At 63.3% G+C, this 17,620-nt stretch carries 12 protein-coding genes; 8 read left to right on the top strand and 4 right to left on the bottom strand.

The window, feature by feature from the left end; genetic code table 11:
• Positions 1-4: 4 nt before the first annotated feature.
• Together PVW51_RS11640 and PVW51_RS11635 are read right to left on the bottom strand one after the other, a co-directional pair.
• The gene (locus PVW51_RS11640) at positions 5-886 is read right to left on the bottom strand and encodes a lysophospholipid acyltransferase family protein (RefSeq protein ID WP_274575198.1); all 882 of its coding nucleotides are present in this window, start codon (positions 884-886) and stop codon (positions 5-7) included.
• Between the two features lie 64 nt (positions 887-950).
• On the bottom strand, positions 951-4,364 hold the full coding sequence (locus tag PVW51_RS11635) for an indolepyruvate ferredoxin oxidoreductase family protein (RefSeq protein ID WP_274575196.1): 3,414 nt from the start codon (positions 4,362-4,364) through the stop codon (positions 951-953).
• Positions 4,365-4,528: 164 nt separating this feature from the next.
• On the opposite strand from PVW51_RS11635, the gene PVW51_RS11630 reads away from it, so the two are divergent.
• Both PVW51_RS11630 and purL read left to right on the top strand, forming a co-directional pair.
• Positions 4,529-5,434, top strand: coding sequence for a LysR family transcriptional regulator (locus tag PVW51_RS11630; RefSeq protein WP_269361692.1), 906 nt, complete (start codon positions 4,529-4,531; stop codon positions 5,432-5,434).
• A gap of 323 nt (positions 5,435-5,757) precedes the next feature.
• Positions 5,758-7,917 (top strand): phosphoribosylformylglycinamidine synthase subunit PurL, encoded by a 2,160-nt coding sequence (gene purL, locus PVW51_RS11625; RefSeq protein WP_274575194.1) that lies wholly within the window; start codon positions 5,758-5,760, stop codon positions 7,915-7,917.
• Between the two features lie 220 nt (positions 7,918-8,137).
• On the opposite strand, the gene PVW51_RS11620 is transcribed toward purL, so the two are convergent.
• A complete protein-coding gene (locus PVW51_RS11620) occupies positions 8,138-9,415 on the bottom strand; it encodes a vWA domain-containing protein (RefSeq protein WP_274575193.1) in 1,278 nt (425 codons plus the stop codon).
• Between the two features lie 63 nt (positions 9,416-9,478).
• On the bottom strand, positions 9,479-10,390 hold the full coding sequence (locus PVW51_RS11615; RefSeq protein WP_274575192.1) for an AAA family ATPase: 912 nt from the start codon (positions 10,388-10,390) through the stop codon (positions 9,479-9,481).
• A 232-nt stretch (positions 10,391-10,622) separates the two neighbouring features.
• On the opposite strand from PVW51_RS11615, the gene PVW51_RS11610 reads away from it, so the two are divergent.
• The 6 genes from PVW51_RS11610 to PVW51_RS11585 all read left to right on the top strand — a co-directional run bounded on the left by PVW51_RS11610 (position 10,623) and on the right by PVW51_RS11585 (position 17,545).
• On the top strand, positions 10,623-11,657 hold the full coding sequence (locus PVW51_RS11610; protein WP_274575191.1) for a glycosyltransferase family 2 protein: 1,035 nt from the start codon (positions 10,623-10,625) through the stop codon (positions 11,655-11,657).
• Complete coding sequence (locus PVW51_RS11605; protein WP_274575190.1) at positions 11,654-12,289, top strand: sulfotransferase; 636 nt, start codon at positions 11,654-11,656, stop codon at positions 12,287-12,289. Before PVW51_RS11610 ends, PVW51_RS11605 begins: the two co-directional genes overlap by 4 nt.
• Entirely contained in the window at positions 12,290-14,644 is a 2,355-nt protein-coding gene (locus PVW51_RS11600; protein ID WP_274575188.1) for a glycosyltransferase family 2 protein, read from the top strand. It abuts the gene before it with no gap.
• A gap of 3 nt (positions 14,645-14,647) precedes the next feature.
• Positions 14,648-15,358, top strand: a complete 711-nt coding sequence (locus tag PVW51_RS11595) for an FkbM family methyltransferase (RefSeq protein ID WP_114275509.1) — start codon at positions 14,648-14,650, stop codon at positions 15,356-15,358.
• Positions 15,359-16,408 carry a glycosyltransferase family 2 protein gene (locus tag PVW51_RS11590; protein ID WP_274575187.1) on the top strand — a complete coding sequence of 350 codons (1,050 nt, stop codon included), beginning with the start codon at positions 15,359-15,361 and terminating at the stop codon, positions 16,406-16,408. It abuts the gene before it with no gap.
• Positions 16,409-16,612: 204 nt separating this feature from the next.
• Positions 16,613-17,545 (top strand): phosphoadenosine phosphosulfate reductase, encoded by a 933-nt coding sequence (locus PVW51_RS11585; RefSeq protein WP_274575186.1) that lies wholly within the window; start codon positions 16,613-16,615, stop codon positions 17,543-17,545.
• Positions 17,546-17,620: the final 75 nt, after the last annotated feature.

Raw genomic sequence — 17,620 nt, 5'->3', positions numbered from 1 at the left:
CCCTTCAGGCGCGATGCCTTGCTTCGAATTCATAGCCCAGTTCATGCGCATGAACCGGGTTCGGGGACAACTCATATGTCGCTTTGCGCAGGAAATCCATCATCGCTTTTGCATCGCCGCGCAGCGGGTCCAGAAGGTCACGCCCCAGCGGCGCGCCGATGGCGACACGCACCGGCGTATCCACACGTTTGCTGAATTCCTTGATCAGCAGACCCATGCGCAAAGTGGCGTGCAGATGGCTGGCAATCTGGAACATCCGGCTGCATTGGCCGTCGAAAAAGACCGGCACGACAACCGCATCGGATTTGGCGATCATCCGCGCGGTAAAGCTGCGCCAGCCGGGGTCCAGCGGACGCGAAAAGGGTCTGGCCGCGGTGCTGACGGTGCCGCCGGGAAAGATGCCGATGGTGCCGCCCTGCCCCAGATAGTCCAGCGCGGTCTTGCGGGTCGCCAGGTTCAGCGCCAGCGCCTCCCTACCGGGTGCAAAATCAATCGGCAGCAAATGGCGGTTCAGGTCCGGCGCACGGTTGAACACCGCATTGGCGAGGATCCTGAAATCCCCACGGCTGCGCGACATCATATGGCCCAGCATCAACCCGTCCAGAATGCCATAGGGGTGATTGGCGATAAAGATCACCGGCCCGCTGCGCGGAATGAGGTCCAGACTGCCCGCCACCACATCCAGCGAAAGCCCGTAGCGCGCCGCCATCACGTCGAAAAAACATGCCCCCGCGCCGATCTCGTCCTCATAGCCCGCGGCACGCCTGATCAGGCGCAGCCGGCCGGTGGAATTTTCCATCAACCGGATCAGCGCACGCCCCCCGCGGCTTTGCGCGGACCATGCGTAGGATATGTCACTGGCCCGGTCCGGTCTCAGCTTGGGCATCGCGGCTCCTGAACGACGGTCACGGCGCATCAGATAGCGGCGAAATGCAACAGTCGCGTGACAGTTACTCCGCCGCCTTTGCGGCTTCCGCCCCGCCGGACCGGATCACCGCCAGCAGCTCCTCCCGCCGTTTGGCGGCCTTGGCTTCATTGGCCTGTTTGACCGGGCCGAAGCCGCGGATCTGCAGCGGCAGTTCGGCCAGCGCCACGATGGCATCGCGGGTCCGGTCGGTCAGCCGGGGCAGCACATCGGCCATATCCCCCTCATACTGCTTGATCAGCGCGCGCTCCATCTTGCGCTCGGCCGTATAGCCAAAGACATCCAGCGGCGTGCCGCGCAGGCGCTTCATGCCCGCCATCATCCGCAGCGGTCTTTCCAGCCACTGGCCGAATTCGCGCTTCACCGGGCGGCCGTCCGGCCCCTGTTTCGAGATGATCGGCGGGGCCATGTGGAAAGTCATCTTGAAATCGCCATCGAACTCGGCGGCGGCCTGTTCCCGGCTGCGCAGCAGCAGGCGGGCGACCTCGTATTCATCCTTGTAGGACAAGAGCTTGTGATAGCCCAGCGCGACCGCTTCTTTCACCCTGGGGTCGCTGATCTGGTCCAGCATCTTGCCATAGCGTTTGGCCAGACCCTTGCCCTGGTAACCGGTCAGATGCTCCTTGCGATAGGCGATCCTGTCGTCCAGCGATTTGGGCAGCGACACGACCTTGGGCATGATCACCGCCGCCGCATCCTCGGGATAAAGCACCGCCCAGCGCCCGATCTCGAAGGCGCGCAGGTTGCGTTCGACCGCGGCACCGTTCAGGCGGATCGCCTCCTCGATGGACTCAAAGCTCAGCGGGATCAGACCCTTCTGCCAGGCGCCCCCAAAGACCATCATGTTGGAATAGATGCTGTCGCCCAGCGCCGCCTTGGCAAGATCGGAGGCATCGAACAGCGCCACATCCTGCTTCAGCCGCGCCTCCAGCGCCAGGGTCAGCCGGTCATAGGGCATCTGGAATTCGGTATCGCGGGTAAATTCGCCGGTGATGATCTGGTGCGAATTGACCACCGCACCAGTGCGCCCGGCGCGCGTCAGCCCCAGCGTCTTGTTGCCTGCCGAGACAACAAGGTCGCCGCCGATCAGGGCATCGGCCTCGCCGGTGGCGACACGGATGGCGCTGATGTCTTCGGGCCGCTCGGCGATGCGGCAATGGATGTGGACCGCGCCGCCCTTCTGGGCGAGGCCCGCCATTTCCATCATGCCGGCCCCCTTGCCATCAAGCTGCGCCGCCTGCGCCAGAACCGCACCGATGGTCACAACCCCGGTGCCGCCGACCCCGGTGACCACAACGTTATGGGTGCCCTTGATCACGGGCAGATCGGGTAAAGGCAGATCGGGAATGTCGATTTTGGTGGTGGGGTCCTTGCGTACCTTGGCCCCTTCCAGCGTCACGAAAGACGGGCAGAACCCTTTGACGCAGGAGAAATCCTTGTTGCAGGACGATTGGTCGATGGCGCGCTTGCGGCCCAGTTCCGTGTCCTGGGGGACGATGGAGACACAGTTCGACTGCACGCCGCAATCGCCACAGCCCTCGCAGACATCCGTGTTGATGAACACCCGCTTGTCGGGGTCGGGGAACAGCCCCCGCTTGCGGCGGCGGCGTTTCTCGGCGGCGCAGGTCTGGATATAGACGATGGCCGAAACGCCTTCGATCTGTTCGAACTGCTTTTGCACCTTCATCAGTTCGGCGCGTTCATGCAGCGGCACCCCCTTGAAGGCGGCAAAATCCACGTCTTCTTTCTCGTCATAGACCACGGCCAGGTGCTTGACCCCCATGGCGCGCAATTCGGCCACGATGCGCGGCGCATCCAGGTCGCCCTCATTGTGCTGGCCGCCGGTCATGGCGACCGCATCGTTATAGAGGATCTTGTATGTGATATTGGTCTTGGCAGCGATCGCGGCACGGATCGCCTGCACACCGGAGTGGTTGTAGGTGCCGTCACCGAGGTTCTGGAACACATGCTTGCGGGTGGAAAACGGCGCTTCGCCGATCCAGTTCGCGCCCTCGCCGCCCATATGGGTAAAGCCGGTGGTTTCGCGGTCCATCCACTGCACCATGTAGTGACAGCCGATCCCGGCATAGGCGCGCGCGCCCTCGGGCAGCTTGGTCGAACTGTTGTGCGGACAGCCCGAGCAGAAATAGGGTGTGCGCGCTGCGATATCCTCGGCGTTGTCGGCACGGCGCGCATCGTCGAGCGATTGCAGGCCGGCGCGGATGCCATCGGTGTCGCGGCCCTCTTCCAGCAGGATTCCGCCCAGCTTTTCCGCAATCCAGATCGGGTCCAGCGCACCCCGTGTCGGGAAAAGCTCCTCGCCGTGCTCCATCCCCGCGCCGGACTTGTGCCAGCCATAAACGCGGCGGTGGGTGTCGTTGAACAGTGCCTCCTTGATCTGGATCTCGATCAGCTTGCGCTTTTCCTCGACCACCACGACCAGGTCCAGCCCCTCTGCCCAGTCATGAAACCCATGCATGTCCAGCGGAAAGGTCTGCCCGACCTTGTAGAGCGTGATGCCCAGCCGCTCCGCCTCGTTCTGGTCGATGTTGAGCAGGCTCATGGCGTGGATCAGATCGAGCCAGTTCTTGCCCGCCGCGACAAAGCCGATCTTGGCCCCGCGCTTGCCCCAGAGGCGTTTGTCCATCTTGTTGGCATGTGAAAAGGCTTCCGCCGCAAAACGCTTGTGGTCGATCATCCGCGCTTCTTGCAGATGCGGCGTGTCCTGCAGACGGATGTTCAGCCCGCCCTGGGGCAGGTCGATCTCCGGCACCGCCAGCTGCATGCGATGCGGATCGCCGTTGACGACAGAGGTCGCCTCCACCGTGTCCTTCATCGTCTTCAGGCCGACCCAGAGACCGGAAAACCGGCTCAGCGCCCAGCCATAGATGCCGTAATCGAGTATTTCCTGCACCCCGGCAGGCGAGACCACGGGCATATAGGCATCCACCATCGCCCATTCGGACTGATGCAGCACGGTGGAGGATTCACCGGTATGGTCATCGCCCATCGCCATCAGCACGCCGCCGTGCTTGCTGGTGCCCGCCATATTGGCATGGCGCATCACGTCGCCCGACCGGTCCACGCCCGGCCCCTTGCCGTACCACAGCCCGAATACGCCGTCGAATCTGCCCTCACCGCGCAGTTCCGCCTGCTGGCTGCCCCAAAGCGCCGTCGCCGCCAGATCCTCGTTCAGACCCGGCTCAAAGCGGACCTGATGTTCCGTCAGCACCTTCTCGGCCCGTGCCATCTGCAGGTCCACCGCCCCCAGCGGGCTGCCGCGATATCCGGTTACGTAACCCGCGGTATTCAGCCCCGCCGCCTTGTCGCGCGCCGCCTGCATCAGCATCATCCGCACCAGCGCCTGCGTGCCGTTCAGGAGCACAGGGCTCTTATCCAGGTCGAAACGATCGTTGAGTGAGATTTTCTGCGTTGTCATGGCGTCCTCCCAGAACGTCGGTTCGCGTGATACGGGATACATAGGTCATTAATGCTGACCTGTATAGCGGGTTTTTTGCCGTATCTCCGCAATATTCCAACTGTGAGACTTTATCTTATATCTATTTAGGATAGAGACAGACAAAGCCAAAGAAAGCGCCGATCATGGATTGGGACAAACTCAGAATCTTTCATGCCGTGGCCGATGCCGGCTCGCTCACCCATGCGGGTGACAAACTGAATCTGTCGCAATCCGCCGTCAGCCGCCAGATCCGCGGACTGGAAGAACAGCTGAACACCAATCTGTTTCACCGCCACGCGCGCGGCTTGATCCTGACCGAACAAGGCGAGCTGCTGTTTGATGCAACGCGGTCGATGACCAAGCGGGTCGATGCCGCCACCGCACGCATCCGCGACAGCGAGGAAGAAGTCTTTGGCCAGCTGCGGGTGACCACCACCACCGGCTTCGGCACGCTCTGGCTCGCCCCGCGCCTGCCGAAGCTCTACGAGAAATATCCGGACCTCTCCGTCGACCTGATGCTGGAGGAACGCGTGCTTGACCTGCCCATGCGCGAAGCCGATGTGGCCATCCGCATGAAGGAACCCAGCCAGGCGGACCTGATCCGCAAGAAGCTGATGATGATCCGCATGTGCCTTTACGCAACCCCCGCCTATCTGAAGGCGAACGGCACGCCGATCCGGCTTGAGGATATGTCCGACCATCGGCTGATCTGCCAGAATACCGAAAGCGCCCAGGTTGCGGCGGGCCAGAACCTTGTCCAGCAGCTCATGCTGAACGATGTGCGGTCCCTGCTGACGGTGAACAATTACTTCGGCGTGCTTCAGGGTGTGCTGCATGATCTGGGAATCGGGGTTCTCCCCGACTACCTGACACAGGACTTTCCCGACCTTGTGCGGATCCTGCCGGATATCGAGTCGGCGGATGTCCCGGTTTTTCTCGCCTATCCGGAGGAATTGCGGCAATCAAAACGCGTCGCCGCCTTCCGGGATTTCGTCCAGGATGAGATTATTACCTACCGTAAACGCCTGCGGGATAAAGAAAACGCCTAAGCTATGCGCAACAAGCATACCCGACATGCTATGGAAATTGAAAAACTGACTTGATCCAGGGCACGGTGCTACCTAATTCAGCGTTATGAAGATTGATGCGCTTCGAACGAGTTCCAGGCGCGTGGCTTCATACCTCCCTGTTGGACTTGGGCCGAGCTTCGTGCTCGGCCTTTTTTTTGGCCCCGCGCGACCGGCCTTGCGTGACAAACCCGCGACAGCATCCGGTCAGGTCCTGACAGCACGGATTGAAGGCCGCTTTGCCCTTTTCCCCTTCCTGCGCTTCAATTAAGACAGCCCCATGAACGCCATCGGGGATACCGCACATGACCGAACCTGAGATCACACCGGAAATCATCAAAGCGCACGGGTTCACCCCCGAGGAATTCGCCGAGGTGAATGCGATCCTGGGACGGGCGCCGAATTACACCGAGATGGGGATCTTCTCGGCCATGTGGAACGAACATTGTTCCTACAAATCCTCCAAGAAGTGGCTGCGCACCCTGCCCACCACCGGCCCGCAGGTCATCTGCGGCCCCGGCGAAAACGCAGGCGTGGTCGATATCGGCGACGGTCAGGCGCTGGTCTTCAAGATGGAAAGCCACAACCACCCCTCCTACATCGAACCCTATCAGGGGGCAGCCACCGGCGTGGGGGGCATCCTGCGCGATGTCTTCACCATGGGCGCGCGGCCCATCGCGGCGATGAACAGCTTGAGCTTCGGCCGCCCCGACCACCCCAAGACGCGCCAGCTGGTGCATGGTGTCGTGGCGGGTGTCGGCGGTTACGGCAATTGCTTTGGCGTGCCCACCGTGGGCGGCGAGGTCCGCTTTGACGCGGCCTATGACGGCAACTGCCTGGTCAACGCCTTCGCCGCGGGCCTCGCGGATGCGGACAAGATTTTCTACTCCGCCGCCTCCGGCGTCGGCATGCCGGTGGTCTACCTTGGTGCCAAGACCGGCCGCGACGGCGTTGGCGGGGCCACCATGGCCTCTGCCGAATTCGACGACACCATCGAGGAAAAGCGCCCCACCGTGCAGGTCGGCGACCCTTTCACCGAAAAACGCCTGATGGAAGCGACGCTGGAACTGATGGCGACCGGTGCGGTGATCTCGATCCAGGACATGGGCGCGGCGGGCCTGACCTGCTCTGCGGTGGAAATGGGCGACAAGGGCGGCCTTGGCGTGCGGCTGAACCTGGAAAACGTGCCCCAGCGCGAAGAGAACATGACCGCATACGAAATGATGCTGTCGGAATCCCAGGAGCGCATGCTCATGGTGCTCAAGCCCGAGCTTGAGGCCGAGGCGCGCGCCGTCTTCGTGAAATGGGACCTCGATTTCGCCATCGTCGGCGAAACCATTGCCGAAGACCGTTTCCTGATCACCCTGAACGGCGAGGTCAAGGCCGACCTGCCGCTGAGCAAACTCGCCTCCACCGCCCCCGAATATGACCGCCCCTGGGAGGAAACACCCCCCGCGGCACCGCTGACCGATGTGCCGGGGGTCGATCCCATCGACGGGCTGCGCGCACTGTTGTCCGATCCCAACCACGCCTCCAAGGCCTGGGTCTACGAGCAATACGACACCATGGTCATGGGCGACAGCGCCCGCACGCCGGGTCTGGGGGCCGGCATCATCCGGGTGCATGGCACCGACAAATCCATCGCCTTCACCTCGGATGTGACACCGCGCTACGTCAAGGCGAACCCGGTCGAGGGCGGCAAACAGGCCGTCGCCGAGGCCTACCGCAACCTGACCGCCGTGGGGGCGACCCCGCTGGCGACCACCGACAACATGAACTTCGGCAACCCTGAAAAGCCCGCGATCATGGGCCAGTTCGTGGGTGCCATCAAGGGGATCGGCGCCGCCGTCACCGCGCTGGACATGCCGATCGTCTCGGGCAACGTCTCGCTCTACAACGAGACCGACGGCACCGGCATCCTGCCCACCCCGACCATCGGGGCGGTGGGGCTGATCACCCATCCCGACGAGATCATCGGCTGCGAGGTGCGCGACGGCCATGTGGCGCTGGTGCTGGGTGAAACCACAGGCCACCTGGGCCAGTCCGCCCTGCTCGCCCGTGTCCACGGCCGCGTCGAAGGCGACGCGCCGCCGGTCGATCTGGCGGCGGAAAAGGCCCATGGCGATTTCATCCGCGCCAACCGCGCCCACATCAAGGCCTGTACCGACCTCAGCGACGGCGGTCTGGCACTGGCGGCTTTCGAACTTGCCGAAAAGTCCGGCGTCGGCGTCTCGCTGGACGCGGGCGACACCCCGACCCTTTTCGGAGAGGACCAGGCCCGCTACCTGATTGCCTGCAACTTCGACCAGGCCGAGGCGCTGATGATCGCCGCCTCCCGCGCGGGCGTGACCCTGACCAGCGTCGGCAAATTCGGCGGCAGCGAGGTCAGCTTCGGCGGCGTCTCCGCCCCATTGGCCGACCTGTCAGAGACCTACCGCACCACCTTCGCCGCCACTTTCGCCTGAACCTTTGGTTTCGGAGCCGCCTTTGCTTGCGCAAGGAACGGCGGCGCGCGGGGTGATTGCCAAGGGAAATCGCCGAGGGGCCCCTTTGGGGAGACGGCTATTTCCCTTGGGAAGCGCCGCGCGCGTTGCCATGACGGGCGCGATCAAAGACGGGTCCGAAATCCATTGGTTTTGGTAAGACCTGCAGCGCAAAACAATAATGTAATGCGCCTTAAGGCGCTCAATTTTCCAACACCCCCATCAGGCGCACCTTCTCGCCGGTGTCATCCGGTTTCGAAATCACCGCCGCCAGTTCTTCGAGCGAGGCAATCGAATGGCCTGCGCGAAAACTGTCCACATGGGGCAGCATCGCACGGATGCCTGCGGCCTTGGGCGCAAACCCGTCCCAGCGCAGCAGCGGGTTCAGCCAGATCAGCCGCCGCGCCGTCAGATGCAGGCGCTGCATCTGACGCGCAAGGTCACTTTCTTTCACGCCGTCCCCGCCCGCATCCCGGTCCAGCCCGTCGGTGATCAGCAGCACCACCGCGCCCTGCCCCACGACCCGGCGCGACCAGTCTCGGTTGAACATCTCCAGACAAGTCCCGATCCGCGTGCCGCCCTCCCAGTCCTGCGCCTCTGCCCCGGCGGCGGCCAGTGCCGCATCCACGTCACGGGTGGCCAGGTGCCGGGTGATGTTGGTCAGCCGGGTGCCGAAGGTAAAGGCATGCACCTGCGCCCAGCCCGCCCCGCGCGTATTGCTGACCGCATGCAGGAAATGCAGGATCACGCGGGAATACTGGCTCATCGACCCGGAAATGTCGCAAAGCACCACGAGGTTGGGATAGCGCGGGCGCGGTGTCTTGAAGGCGAGCCTGTCCATCTCCCCGCCCCGCCGCAGGGCGCCGCGCAGGCTGCGGGCCGCGTCGATCCGGCCCCGCTGCGACACCATTCCGCGCCGGGAGGGGATCGGTTTCACCGGCAGCTTCAGCCGTGCCAGCATCCGTTTCGCCTCGGCCACCTCCGCCAGGCTCATCTGTTCGAAATCCAGCGTCTTCAGCCGTTCCGCGGCGGACATGGTCAGGCTTGCGTCAAGCTCGATCAGCGCATCCTCGTCGCGCGGCTCCTCCGCATCCTCGCCCGGCGGGGCCTCTGCCCCGTCCAGCAGCGCCTCCGCCGCGCGTTTCTCGGCGGCCTGGGCGGGCCGGTCCTCCTGGACTCCCCGGATCGCGGGCAGCATGGCGGCCATCATATGTTCAAGGTATCGCGGATCGCGCCAGTAGAGCCGGAACAGCTGCGCAAAGACGCGCCTGTGTTCGGGCCGGTTCACGAAACAGGCGTGCAAGGTCCAGTAGAAGTCGCGCCTGTCGGTGAAGCCCGCCGCCCGGACCGCGCGGATCGCGTCGATCACCCGGCCCGGCCCGATGGGCAGGCCGGCCCGGCGCAGGGCGCGGGCGAAATGGGTGATGTTGCCCGCAAGCTTGGGGTCATCGGGCAATTCAAGCGGCGGCAGTTCAGCCATGACTGGCTGAATGGAGGGCGCTGCCCTCCAAACCTCCCGAGATATTTTCTGCCAAAAAGAGGATCATGCCGGTTCCAGGCTGGCGCGCGCCTGGTCGAGAATGCGCTTGGCCTCGGATCCCTGCAATTTGGCGATGTCGTCCTGGTATTTCAGCACCGCGCCCAGCGTATCCGCGATCACCTCGGGCGAGAGGGTCATCACGTCCAGCGCCAGCAGGCATTTGGCCCAGTCGATGGTTTCGGCCACGCCGGGTTTCTTGAACAGATCCTCGGTGCGCAGCTGCTGGACAAAGGCCACCACCTCGCGGCTCAGCGCCTCTGCCGCCTCGGGCGCACGGGCGGCAAGGATTTCCATTTCGCGCCCGAAATCGGGATAATCCACCCAGTGATAGAGACAGCGGCGCTTGAGCGCGTCATGCACCTCCCGCGTGCGGTTGGAGGTCAGGATGACGATGGGTGGCTCCGGCGCCCTGATGGTGCCCATCTCGGGGATGGTGACCTGAAAATCGCTGAGCGCCTCCAGCAGGAAGGCCTCGAAAGGCGCATCGGTGCGGTCCAGCTCGTCGATCAGCAGGATCGGCGCGCCGTTCTCATCCGGTCGCAGGGCCTGCAACAGCGGGCGTTCGATCAGGAATTCGTCGCTGAAAAGCGATCTGGTGAGCGCGGCACTGTCCGTGCCCTCCCTGGTTGCCTCGGCGCTGCGGATCGCCACCATCTGGGCCGGAAAGTTCCATTCATAGACCGCCGATGCCGCATCCAGCCCCTCGTAACATTGCAGGCGGATCAACCGGCGGTTCAGTCCGGCCGCCATGGCCTTGGCAATCTCGGTCTTGCCGACGCCCGCCTCCCCCTCAAGGAACAGCGGCCGGCCCAGCCTGAGGCTCAGGAACACGACCGTGGCAAGCGCGCGCCCGCAAACGTAGCCTTGCGCATCCAGCATCTTCTGGACCGCGTCGATGGATGTCATTTCTGTCATGGTGCCTCCCCGCTGCTGACAAAGGTGCATCTGCACCGGGCGGGGTCAAGGTGCCAAAAAGTGCCGATTTGTCACGCGCACCCCCACAGATACGCGCCAGATTGACGCGATTCCACCGCGCTGCCATAATATTTACGAATAAAGATGAGGTTGGGGGCATCCTGCCACCGAACCCAGAGGCGGAAGATGAGACAGACAACAGACACCCCGATGACGGTCGGCGGCTGAGGCCATGCGCATCACGGCAGTCACCTGCGTCAAGAACGAAGGGCCCTTCCTGCTGGAATGGATCGCCTTTCATCGGATCATCGGCGTCACTGATTTCCTGTTTTATTCCAACGATTGCACCGATGCGACGGACCGGCTGCTGGACCGGCTGGAGGGGCATGGCATCTGTGCGCATCTGCCGAACCCGGCAACCAACCGCAATTACCAGATGCAGGCGCTGAAGAAGGCCCGGCGGCATCCGCTGATCAGATCGGCCGATTGGGTCTGGGTCGCAGATGTGGACGAATTCCTGAACATCCATGTGGGCGATCATACGATCCCCGCGCTGATTGCGGCCTGCGGCAATCCCAAGGCGATATCGGTGACCTTTCAGTTCATGGCCAATGGCGGGGTGGAGGCATTTGAGGATGCGCCGGTGATCACCCAGTTCCTGCGCTGTCACAATCCGGACATCTGGTGCGCCGAGACCGCGATCGAGGTCAAAAGCCTGGTGCGCGGGGATTTCCCGCTGGAATATTACGGCGCGCACCGCCCGTTCCACGACGAGGCAAAGGAACGCCCGCAGTGGACCGACGGATCAGGCCGCCCGGTGCCACCGCCGTTTCGCAAGCAGTCGAACAAGCGCCGCATCCGCGCCTATCCCGCAAGAGGGGCGCGGGAATTTGCCACGCTCAACCATTATGCCCTGCGCTCGCTCGACAGTTATCTGGTCAAGAACGACCGCGGGGATGTGAACCGCGAACACCGTGCCTTTGACGATACCTACTGGCGCGAGCGCAATGACGGGGCCTGGTTCGACGACAGCATCCTGCGCTACGACGCGGCACTGCGGGCCGAGATGGACAGGCTGAAGGCGCTGGAAGGTGTGGGCGACTTGCATGACGAGGCGGTGCGCCTGCACCGCGCGAAACGCGATGCCCTGCTGGCGCAGGAGAGCTACCGCGAGATGCAGGCGCAATTGCGCGCAGCCAGCCCCTATGCCGCGGCCGAAGCCGCCCTGCGCGACGTGATCGGTCTGCAGCCGGGGGAAGCGCTTTGAGCCGTTTGCGTGTCGTCAACCTCGCCCTGCCGAAAACCGGCACCACCACGCTGACGGATGCGCTGCGTCAGGCCGGTCTGACGGTGGCGGACTGGAAGATCCGCCCCGGCCAGAGCAGCCGCAGCGACATTCCCCGCCAGCACCTGGGCAAGGTGATCTACGAGGATTACTTTGCCAGTGGCGATCCGCTGGCGCGGCTGGATGAATTCGACGTCATCAATGAAATGTCCGCGGTGCGCCAGGACCGCTCGCTCTGGCCGCAGACCGACTGGGGGCTGATCAGCGCCATTGCGGCGCATCATCCCGGTGTGCGGTTCATCCTGACCACCCGTGACCCGGCAAAAGCTGCCAACAGCATGATGCGCTGGAACAATCTGGGCAAACGCCGCCTGCCGCAGGCCGATATCCCCGGCCTGCCGCGCGGTTTCGGCAGTACGGAGGCCGAGCTGGCGCGCTGGATGGCGGGGCATTACGCCTTTTGCCGCCGTGTCTTTGCGGGGGCCGGCAATTTCATGGAATACGACATCGAAGATGCGGATGCGCCGGAGAAGATCGGAAGCTACCTGGGCCTTGACCTGCCCTGGTGGGGACAGAGCAACATGGGCAAGCCCCAGGCGCAGGAGGTCGGCTAGATGCGTCTGACGCTGTTCATCGGCCCCACCGAGAAAGCCGCCATGCGGCTGCGGGGGCTTTTCAAGGAGAAGGAAGCGCCGCTGGCCAAACAGGGGATCATGGCCCCCGACTGGAACCATGTGCGCCTTTATGCCGCCTGTGCCGAGGCCGAAGAGATCAGTTCGCTGCGCCACAAGCGGGGGCTGGACAATCCGCTGGTGCAACAGACCCTGACGGCGGAGTTCCAGAGCCTGCTGGCAAGGGAATTGCCCGAAATGAAGGGCAATCATGTGGTTCTGGCTGCGGCGCAGATGGGCAGCCTGCTGTCCCGGCCCGCGGAACTGGCGCGGCTGCACGATCTGCTGGCGCCGCATTTCGAGCGGATCGAGATCGTGGCGCATCTGGAGGAACAGGCACGCGCCCTGACGCAGCATTACAATCTTGCGGTGCTGGACGGGCGGCGGCGCAATCTGGGGCAGGAACTGGCGCTGGCGGGGCAAAAGGACTGGTGGAAGGGCGCGCTGGCGCTCAGGGGCGAAAACGACAGCTACCTGGCGCAGTTCAACGATGTGCAATGCCCGCCTTTCTGGCTGGACTACAAGGCGCTGCTGGCGGCATGGGAAAAGGCATTTGGCAAGGGCCGGGTGACATTGCGCCCCCTGGATCTGCCCGCGCTTTGTTCCGAAACCGGCACGGCGGAGCTGGAAGCTGTGCTGGGGGTCAAATCGCTTGGCAAGGTACAGCCGGACCGCATCCCGCAGCAGGAGGCGGCGGCCTCCCTCACCCGGATCAGACAGATGAACGAAGGTCTGGCGCGATATGCCCGGGCCAAACAGATCATCATTGCGCGCGACTTCTGCCAGCAGATCCGCTTGGCGGTGCGCGTCGGCGGGCCGGAAATCGCGCCGGGCAGCCTGCATGCGATCTCGAAACATTTCAAATCCGCCAATGCGGCATTGGTCAAAGACTTTCCCGACCTCAAGGCGGCGCTGACGCCGGATGCGCCTGCCCCCGACTGGAGGGAAGCGGACCCCACCCTGGGGTTCCGCGCGACGCAATATCTTGCCGCCTTTGCCTTTGGCATCAACAAGAACGCCACCCCAATGGCCAGCAAGCGCGCCGAAGCCGAAGCGGTGGAGGAAGCGGCGGAAAAGTTCGACGAGTTGCTGCCTGCGGACAGCCGGGATGACGCCGAACAGGACGCCAACACGCGGCTGCTGAACCGGGTGAAGGTCAATCACCAGATGGTGCTTTCCACCCAGTTCCGGCCCCATAACAACCTTGGCGCGGTGAACGAGGAGGAATTGGGAGCGGCCTATGCCCCGGCCCCGGCACGGGTGCTGAAACCCGGCTCAACCGGCAATGTGATCGTCGGCTGCATGAAGAACGAAGCGCCCTATATCGTCGAATGGATCGCCTATCACCGCGCCATCGGGGTCGACAACTTCCTGATCTACACCAACGATTGCAGCGACGGCACCGATGCGGTGCTGGGCCGCTTGCAGGAAATGGGCGTGATCCAGCACCGCAACAACGACAACTGGAAGGGCAATTCGCCCCAGCAATACGCGTTGAACCAGGCGATGAAGGAACCGGTGATCGAGAATGCGGAGTGGATCATCCATATCGACGTGGATGAATTCATGAACGTGCGCACCGGCAATGGCACGCTGGAGGACTTCTTTGCCGCTGTGCCCGATGCCACCAATGTCGCGATGACCTGGCGGCTCTTCGGCCACAACGGCGTGACGCAGCTGCGCGATGAATTCGTGATCGACCAGTTCGATACCTGCGCACCGAAATACTGCCCCAAGCCGCATACGGTCTGGGGATTCAAGACCATGTTCCGCAACATCGGGGCCTATGCGAAACTGTCCTGCCACAGGCCCAACAAGCTGGCGCAACCCTTTGAAGACAAGGTGAAATGGGTCAACGGATCGGGCCGTGACATGACCCGCGATGCCGCCCATAACGGCTGGCGGTCGTCGAAAAAGAACGTGGGCTACGACCTTTTGCAACTGAACCATTATGCCCTGCGCTCGGCTGAAAGTTTTCTGATCAAACGCCAGCGCGGCCGCGCCCTGCATGTGGACCGCTCCATCGGGATCAACTACTGGATCCGCATGGACTGGTCCGATTTCCGCGACATCACCATCAAGCGCAACATCCCCCGCCTGCGCGCCGAATACGACAGGCTGATGCAGGATGACATCCTGCGCGCGGCCCATGAGGCGGGCTTTGAATGGCACAAGGCCAAGGCGCGCGAATTGCATGGCATGCCGGAGTTCCGCGACCTTTACACGCAGGCGCTGGAGGTCAAACTGAACGAAACGGAGCGGGTGGCCTATGCGCTCTCGCTCGACATGGAGAGTTGAGACATGGACGGTAACACAGTCGATACGCCCGGACGCAAGACGAACGCCCAATTCGTGATGTCACGCGGCATGCGATTCCCCAAACATCCCGACATCATCCAGGGCCGCGTCCGCAAGCTGTTGCGCACCAACCAGTATGAAGCCAAGGAGACCGAGGCCGCCCTGCGGGTCGTGCGCGAGGGCGATGTGGTGATGGAACTGGGGGCCGGCATCGGCTATATGTCCACCCTGGTCGCCACCAAGCGCAAGATCGCCTCGGTCCATTCCTTCGAGGCCAATCCGCACCTGATCCCCTATATCCAGACCGTACATGCCGCCAATGGCGTGAAAAACGCCTCGGTGACCAATGCCATTCTCGGCCCCCGCAAGGGCACCGTCGATTTCTATGTCCGCGACGCGTTGCTGGGCTCCTCCCTGCAGGTGCTGGAGGGTGAAGTGGACCCGCCCGCCACCAAGGTCGACGTGCTGAACATGAACACGGTGATGAAGGAGATCAAACCCAATGTGCTGATCTGCGACATCGAAGGGGCCGAAGCGGATCTGATCCCGCAGATGGACCTGTCAGGCCTGCGCGCCGCGATCCTGGAGACCCATCCGCAATGGATCGGCCCCGAGGGGATCAACAAGATTTTCCGCGCCTTCATGGATGCAGGCCTCGCCTATTACCACCGCGGCTCGCAGGGCAAGGTCGTCTGTTTCCGCACGGATTGGTAAGTGACCCATACCGCGCTTTTGTGCGTCCGCAACGAGGGCGCTTTCCTGCTGGAATGGCTGGCCCATCACCGCGCGGTGGGCTTTGACCATTTTGTCGTCTTTTCGAATGATTGTCAGGATGGCACCGATGACATGCTGGATCATCTGGCGACGCAGGGCTGGCTGACCCATCTGCGCAACGACGGCCCCTATGACAAGGGCGGCATCCAGTTCACCGCGCTGAAGGCGGCGGCAAAGCGCGAAGAGCTGCGCCGCGCCGACTGGCTGTTGCCGCTGGACGTGGATGAATTCGTCAACATCCACGCGGGCGACCATACGCTCGCCGCCCTGCACACCGCCCTGCCGGAGGCCACGGCGATCACCCTCACCTGGCGGTTGTTCGGTACGGCGGGTCAGGTCCGCTATCAGGATACCCCGGTGACAGAGACCTTCACCCGCTGCGCCCCTGCCGTTCTGCACTGGCCCTGGCGCGCGGCGATGTTCAAGACGCTCTACCGCAATGACGGCACCTACGGCAAACCGGGCGTCCACCGCCCCCGCGCGCCCGACCCCGCGCGGCTGGAACAGGCCCGCTGGTTCGATGGCCATGGCCGCCCCCTGCCCGACCAGTTCAAGACCAAACGCATCTTCTCCAACTTCGGCCAGGACAATTACGGTCTGGCCCAGCTCAACCATTATCCGCTGGGCGCGCTGGAATCCTATGTGCTCAAGGCCGACCGGGGCCGCGCGGTGCATTCGGATCACCTGCTGGGGCTGGATTACTTCGTGGAGCGGAATTTCAACACCGACAGCGACACCAGCGTCAATGCCATCGCCCCCCGGCGCGATGCCCTGCTGAACGAATTGCGCGCCGATCCCACCCTGGCCGCGCTGCATGACGCCGCCGTCACCTGGCGCAAGCAAAGGTTCGAGGCATTGCTGCGCCTTGAGCCCTTCCGCGCCCTCTTTGGCAGGCTGATGATGGCACAGCCGACCCAGCCCCTGCCTCGGCAGGCCGCCCGCTTCCTGGTGCAACACGCCAACCTGGCGCGGCAGAGCAAGGGCGATTAAAGCGCTTCGGGATATACCTGAATCACTTGTTCGCTGCCTCTCCCTTCGGCCCTACGCGAAAAGTGACGCGGGATGTTTCAAGTTTATCCCGAAACGCTGTAGCGCCAATTTCGCAAAATTTCTCCCAATTTTTGCCGCATTCCCGATCTATTGCCTGCATAATCATACGCTCCAGACGTATGAAACCGGCTTGAGGATGCGGCAATGGCTGACGAACCCCTTACCCTGAAGTCTTCGCTGGCTGACCTGTCCAAACGGGACTGGCTCGCCGCGGTGTCTGAACTGTGTGAGGAAGACGGGTATTTCGAACCCCTGGGCAAGCGCCACTTCGCGGCCTTCATTGAGCGTGATTCAACCCTTCTGGTCAGCTTTGAAACCATTCAGGGCATGCATGCGCTGTCGGACAAGGCACAGCCACTGGGCTGGGAAATGATCGAGACGGGCAACTGGTCGCACCTGTGCCTTGCCAGCGACGGCGACACCTGGTTTCGCGACCAGGCGGTACATGGCTATTTCGACCGGCTGATCGACGATGGGTTCTTTGACGAATTCGAAACCGTGCTGTTCTATGGCGCGGGGCCCTGCGGCTATGCCGCTGCGGCCTATTCCGTTGCCTCCCCCGGTGCCCGGGTGCTGGCGATCCAGCCGCAGGCCACGCTGGATCCGCGCGTCACCGAATGGGATCCGCGGTTTACCGACATGCGCCTGCAGGATTTCACATCCCGCTACGGCTATGCTCCCGACATGCTGGATGCCGCCGACCACGCCTATGTGCTTTATGACCCGCGCGAGGCGCTGGACGCGATGCATGCGGCGCTGTTCACCCGCCCCAATGTGACCAAGCTGCGCATGCGCTTCATGGGCGATGCCCTGCAGACCGATCTGCTTGAGATGGAACAATGGGGCCCCCTGCTGATCGCAGCCGCCGACGGCAGCCTTGATGCCGCGGCTTTTGCCACCACCTATCGCGCGCGGCGCGAATACCGCCCCTATCTGCGCAATCTGCTGAACGCGCTGGACGACGACGACCGCGACGGGCTGATCGAGATGCTGTGCCGCAATGTCGCCGGACGCATTGGCGGGCGGCGCTTTGTGAACCGGCTGGCGCAACTGGAAAAAGCGCGCGGCGAAGGGTGATCTGATCCCGCGCCACCTGCCCCTCACGCACAACTCCGGCTCGACGCGCTCTACCTGCTCGATCGACCTGCCCGA

The sequence above is a fragment of the Sulfitobacter sp. PR48 genome (genome assembly GCF_028807335.1).
Classification (GTDB): domain Bacteria; phylum Pseudomonadota; class Alphaproteobacteria; order Rhodobacterales; family Rhodobacteraceae; genus Sulfitobacter.
The sequence above is the reverse complement of the archived record's forward strand: the minus strand, read 5'-3'. Positions and strand labels throughout refer to the sequence as shown.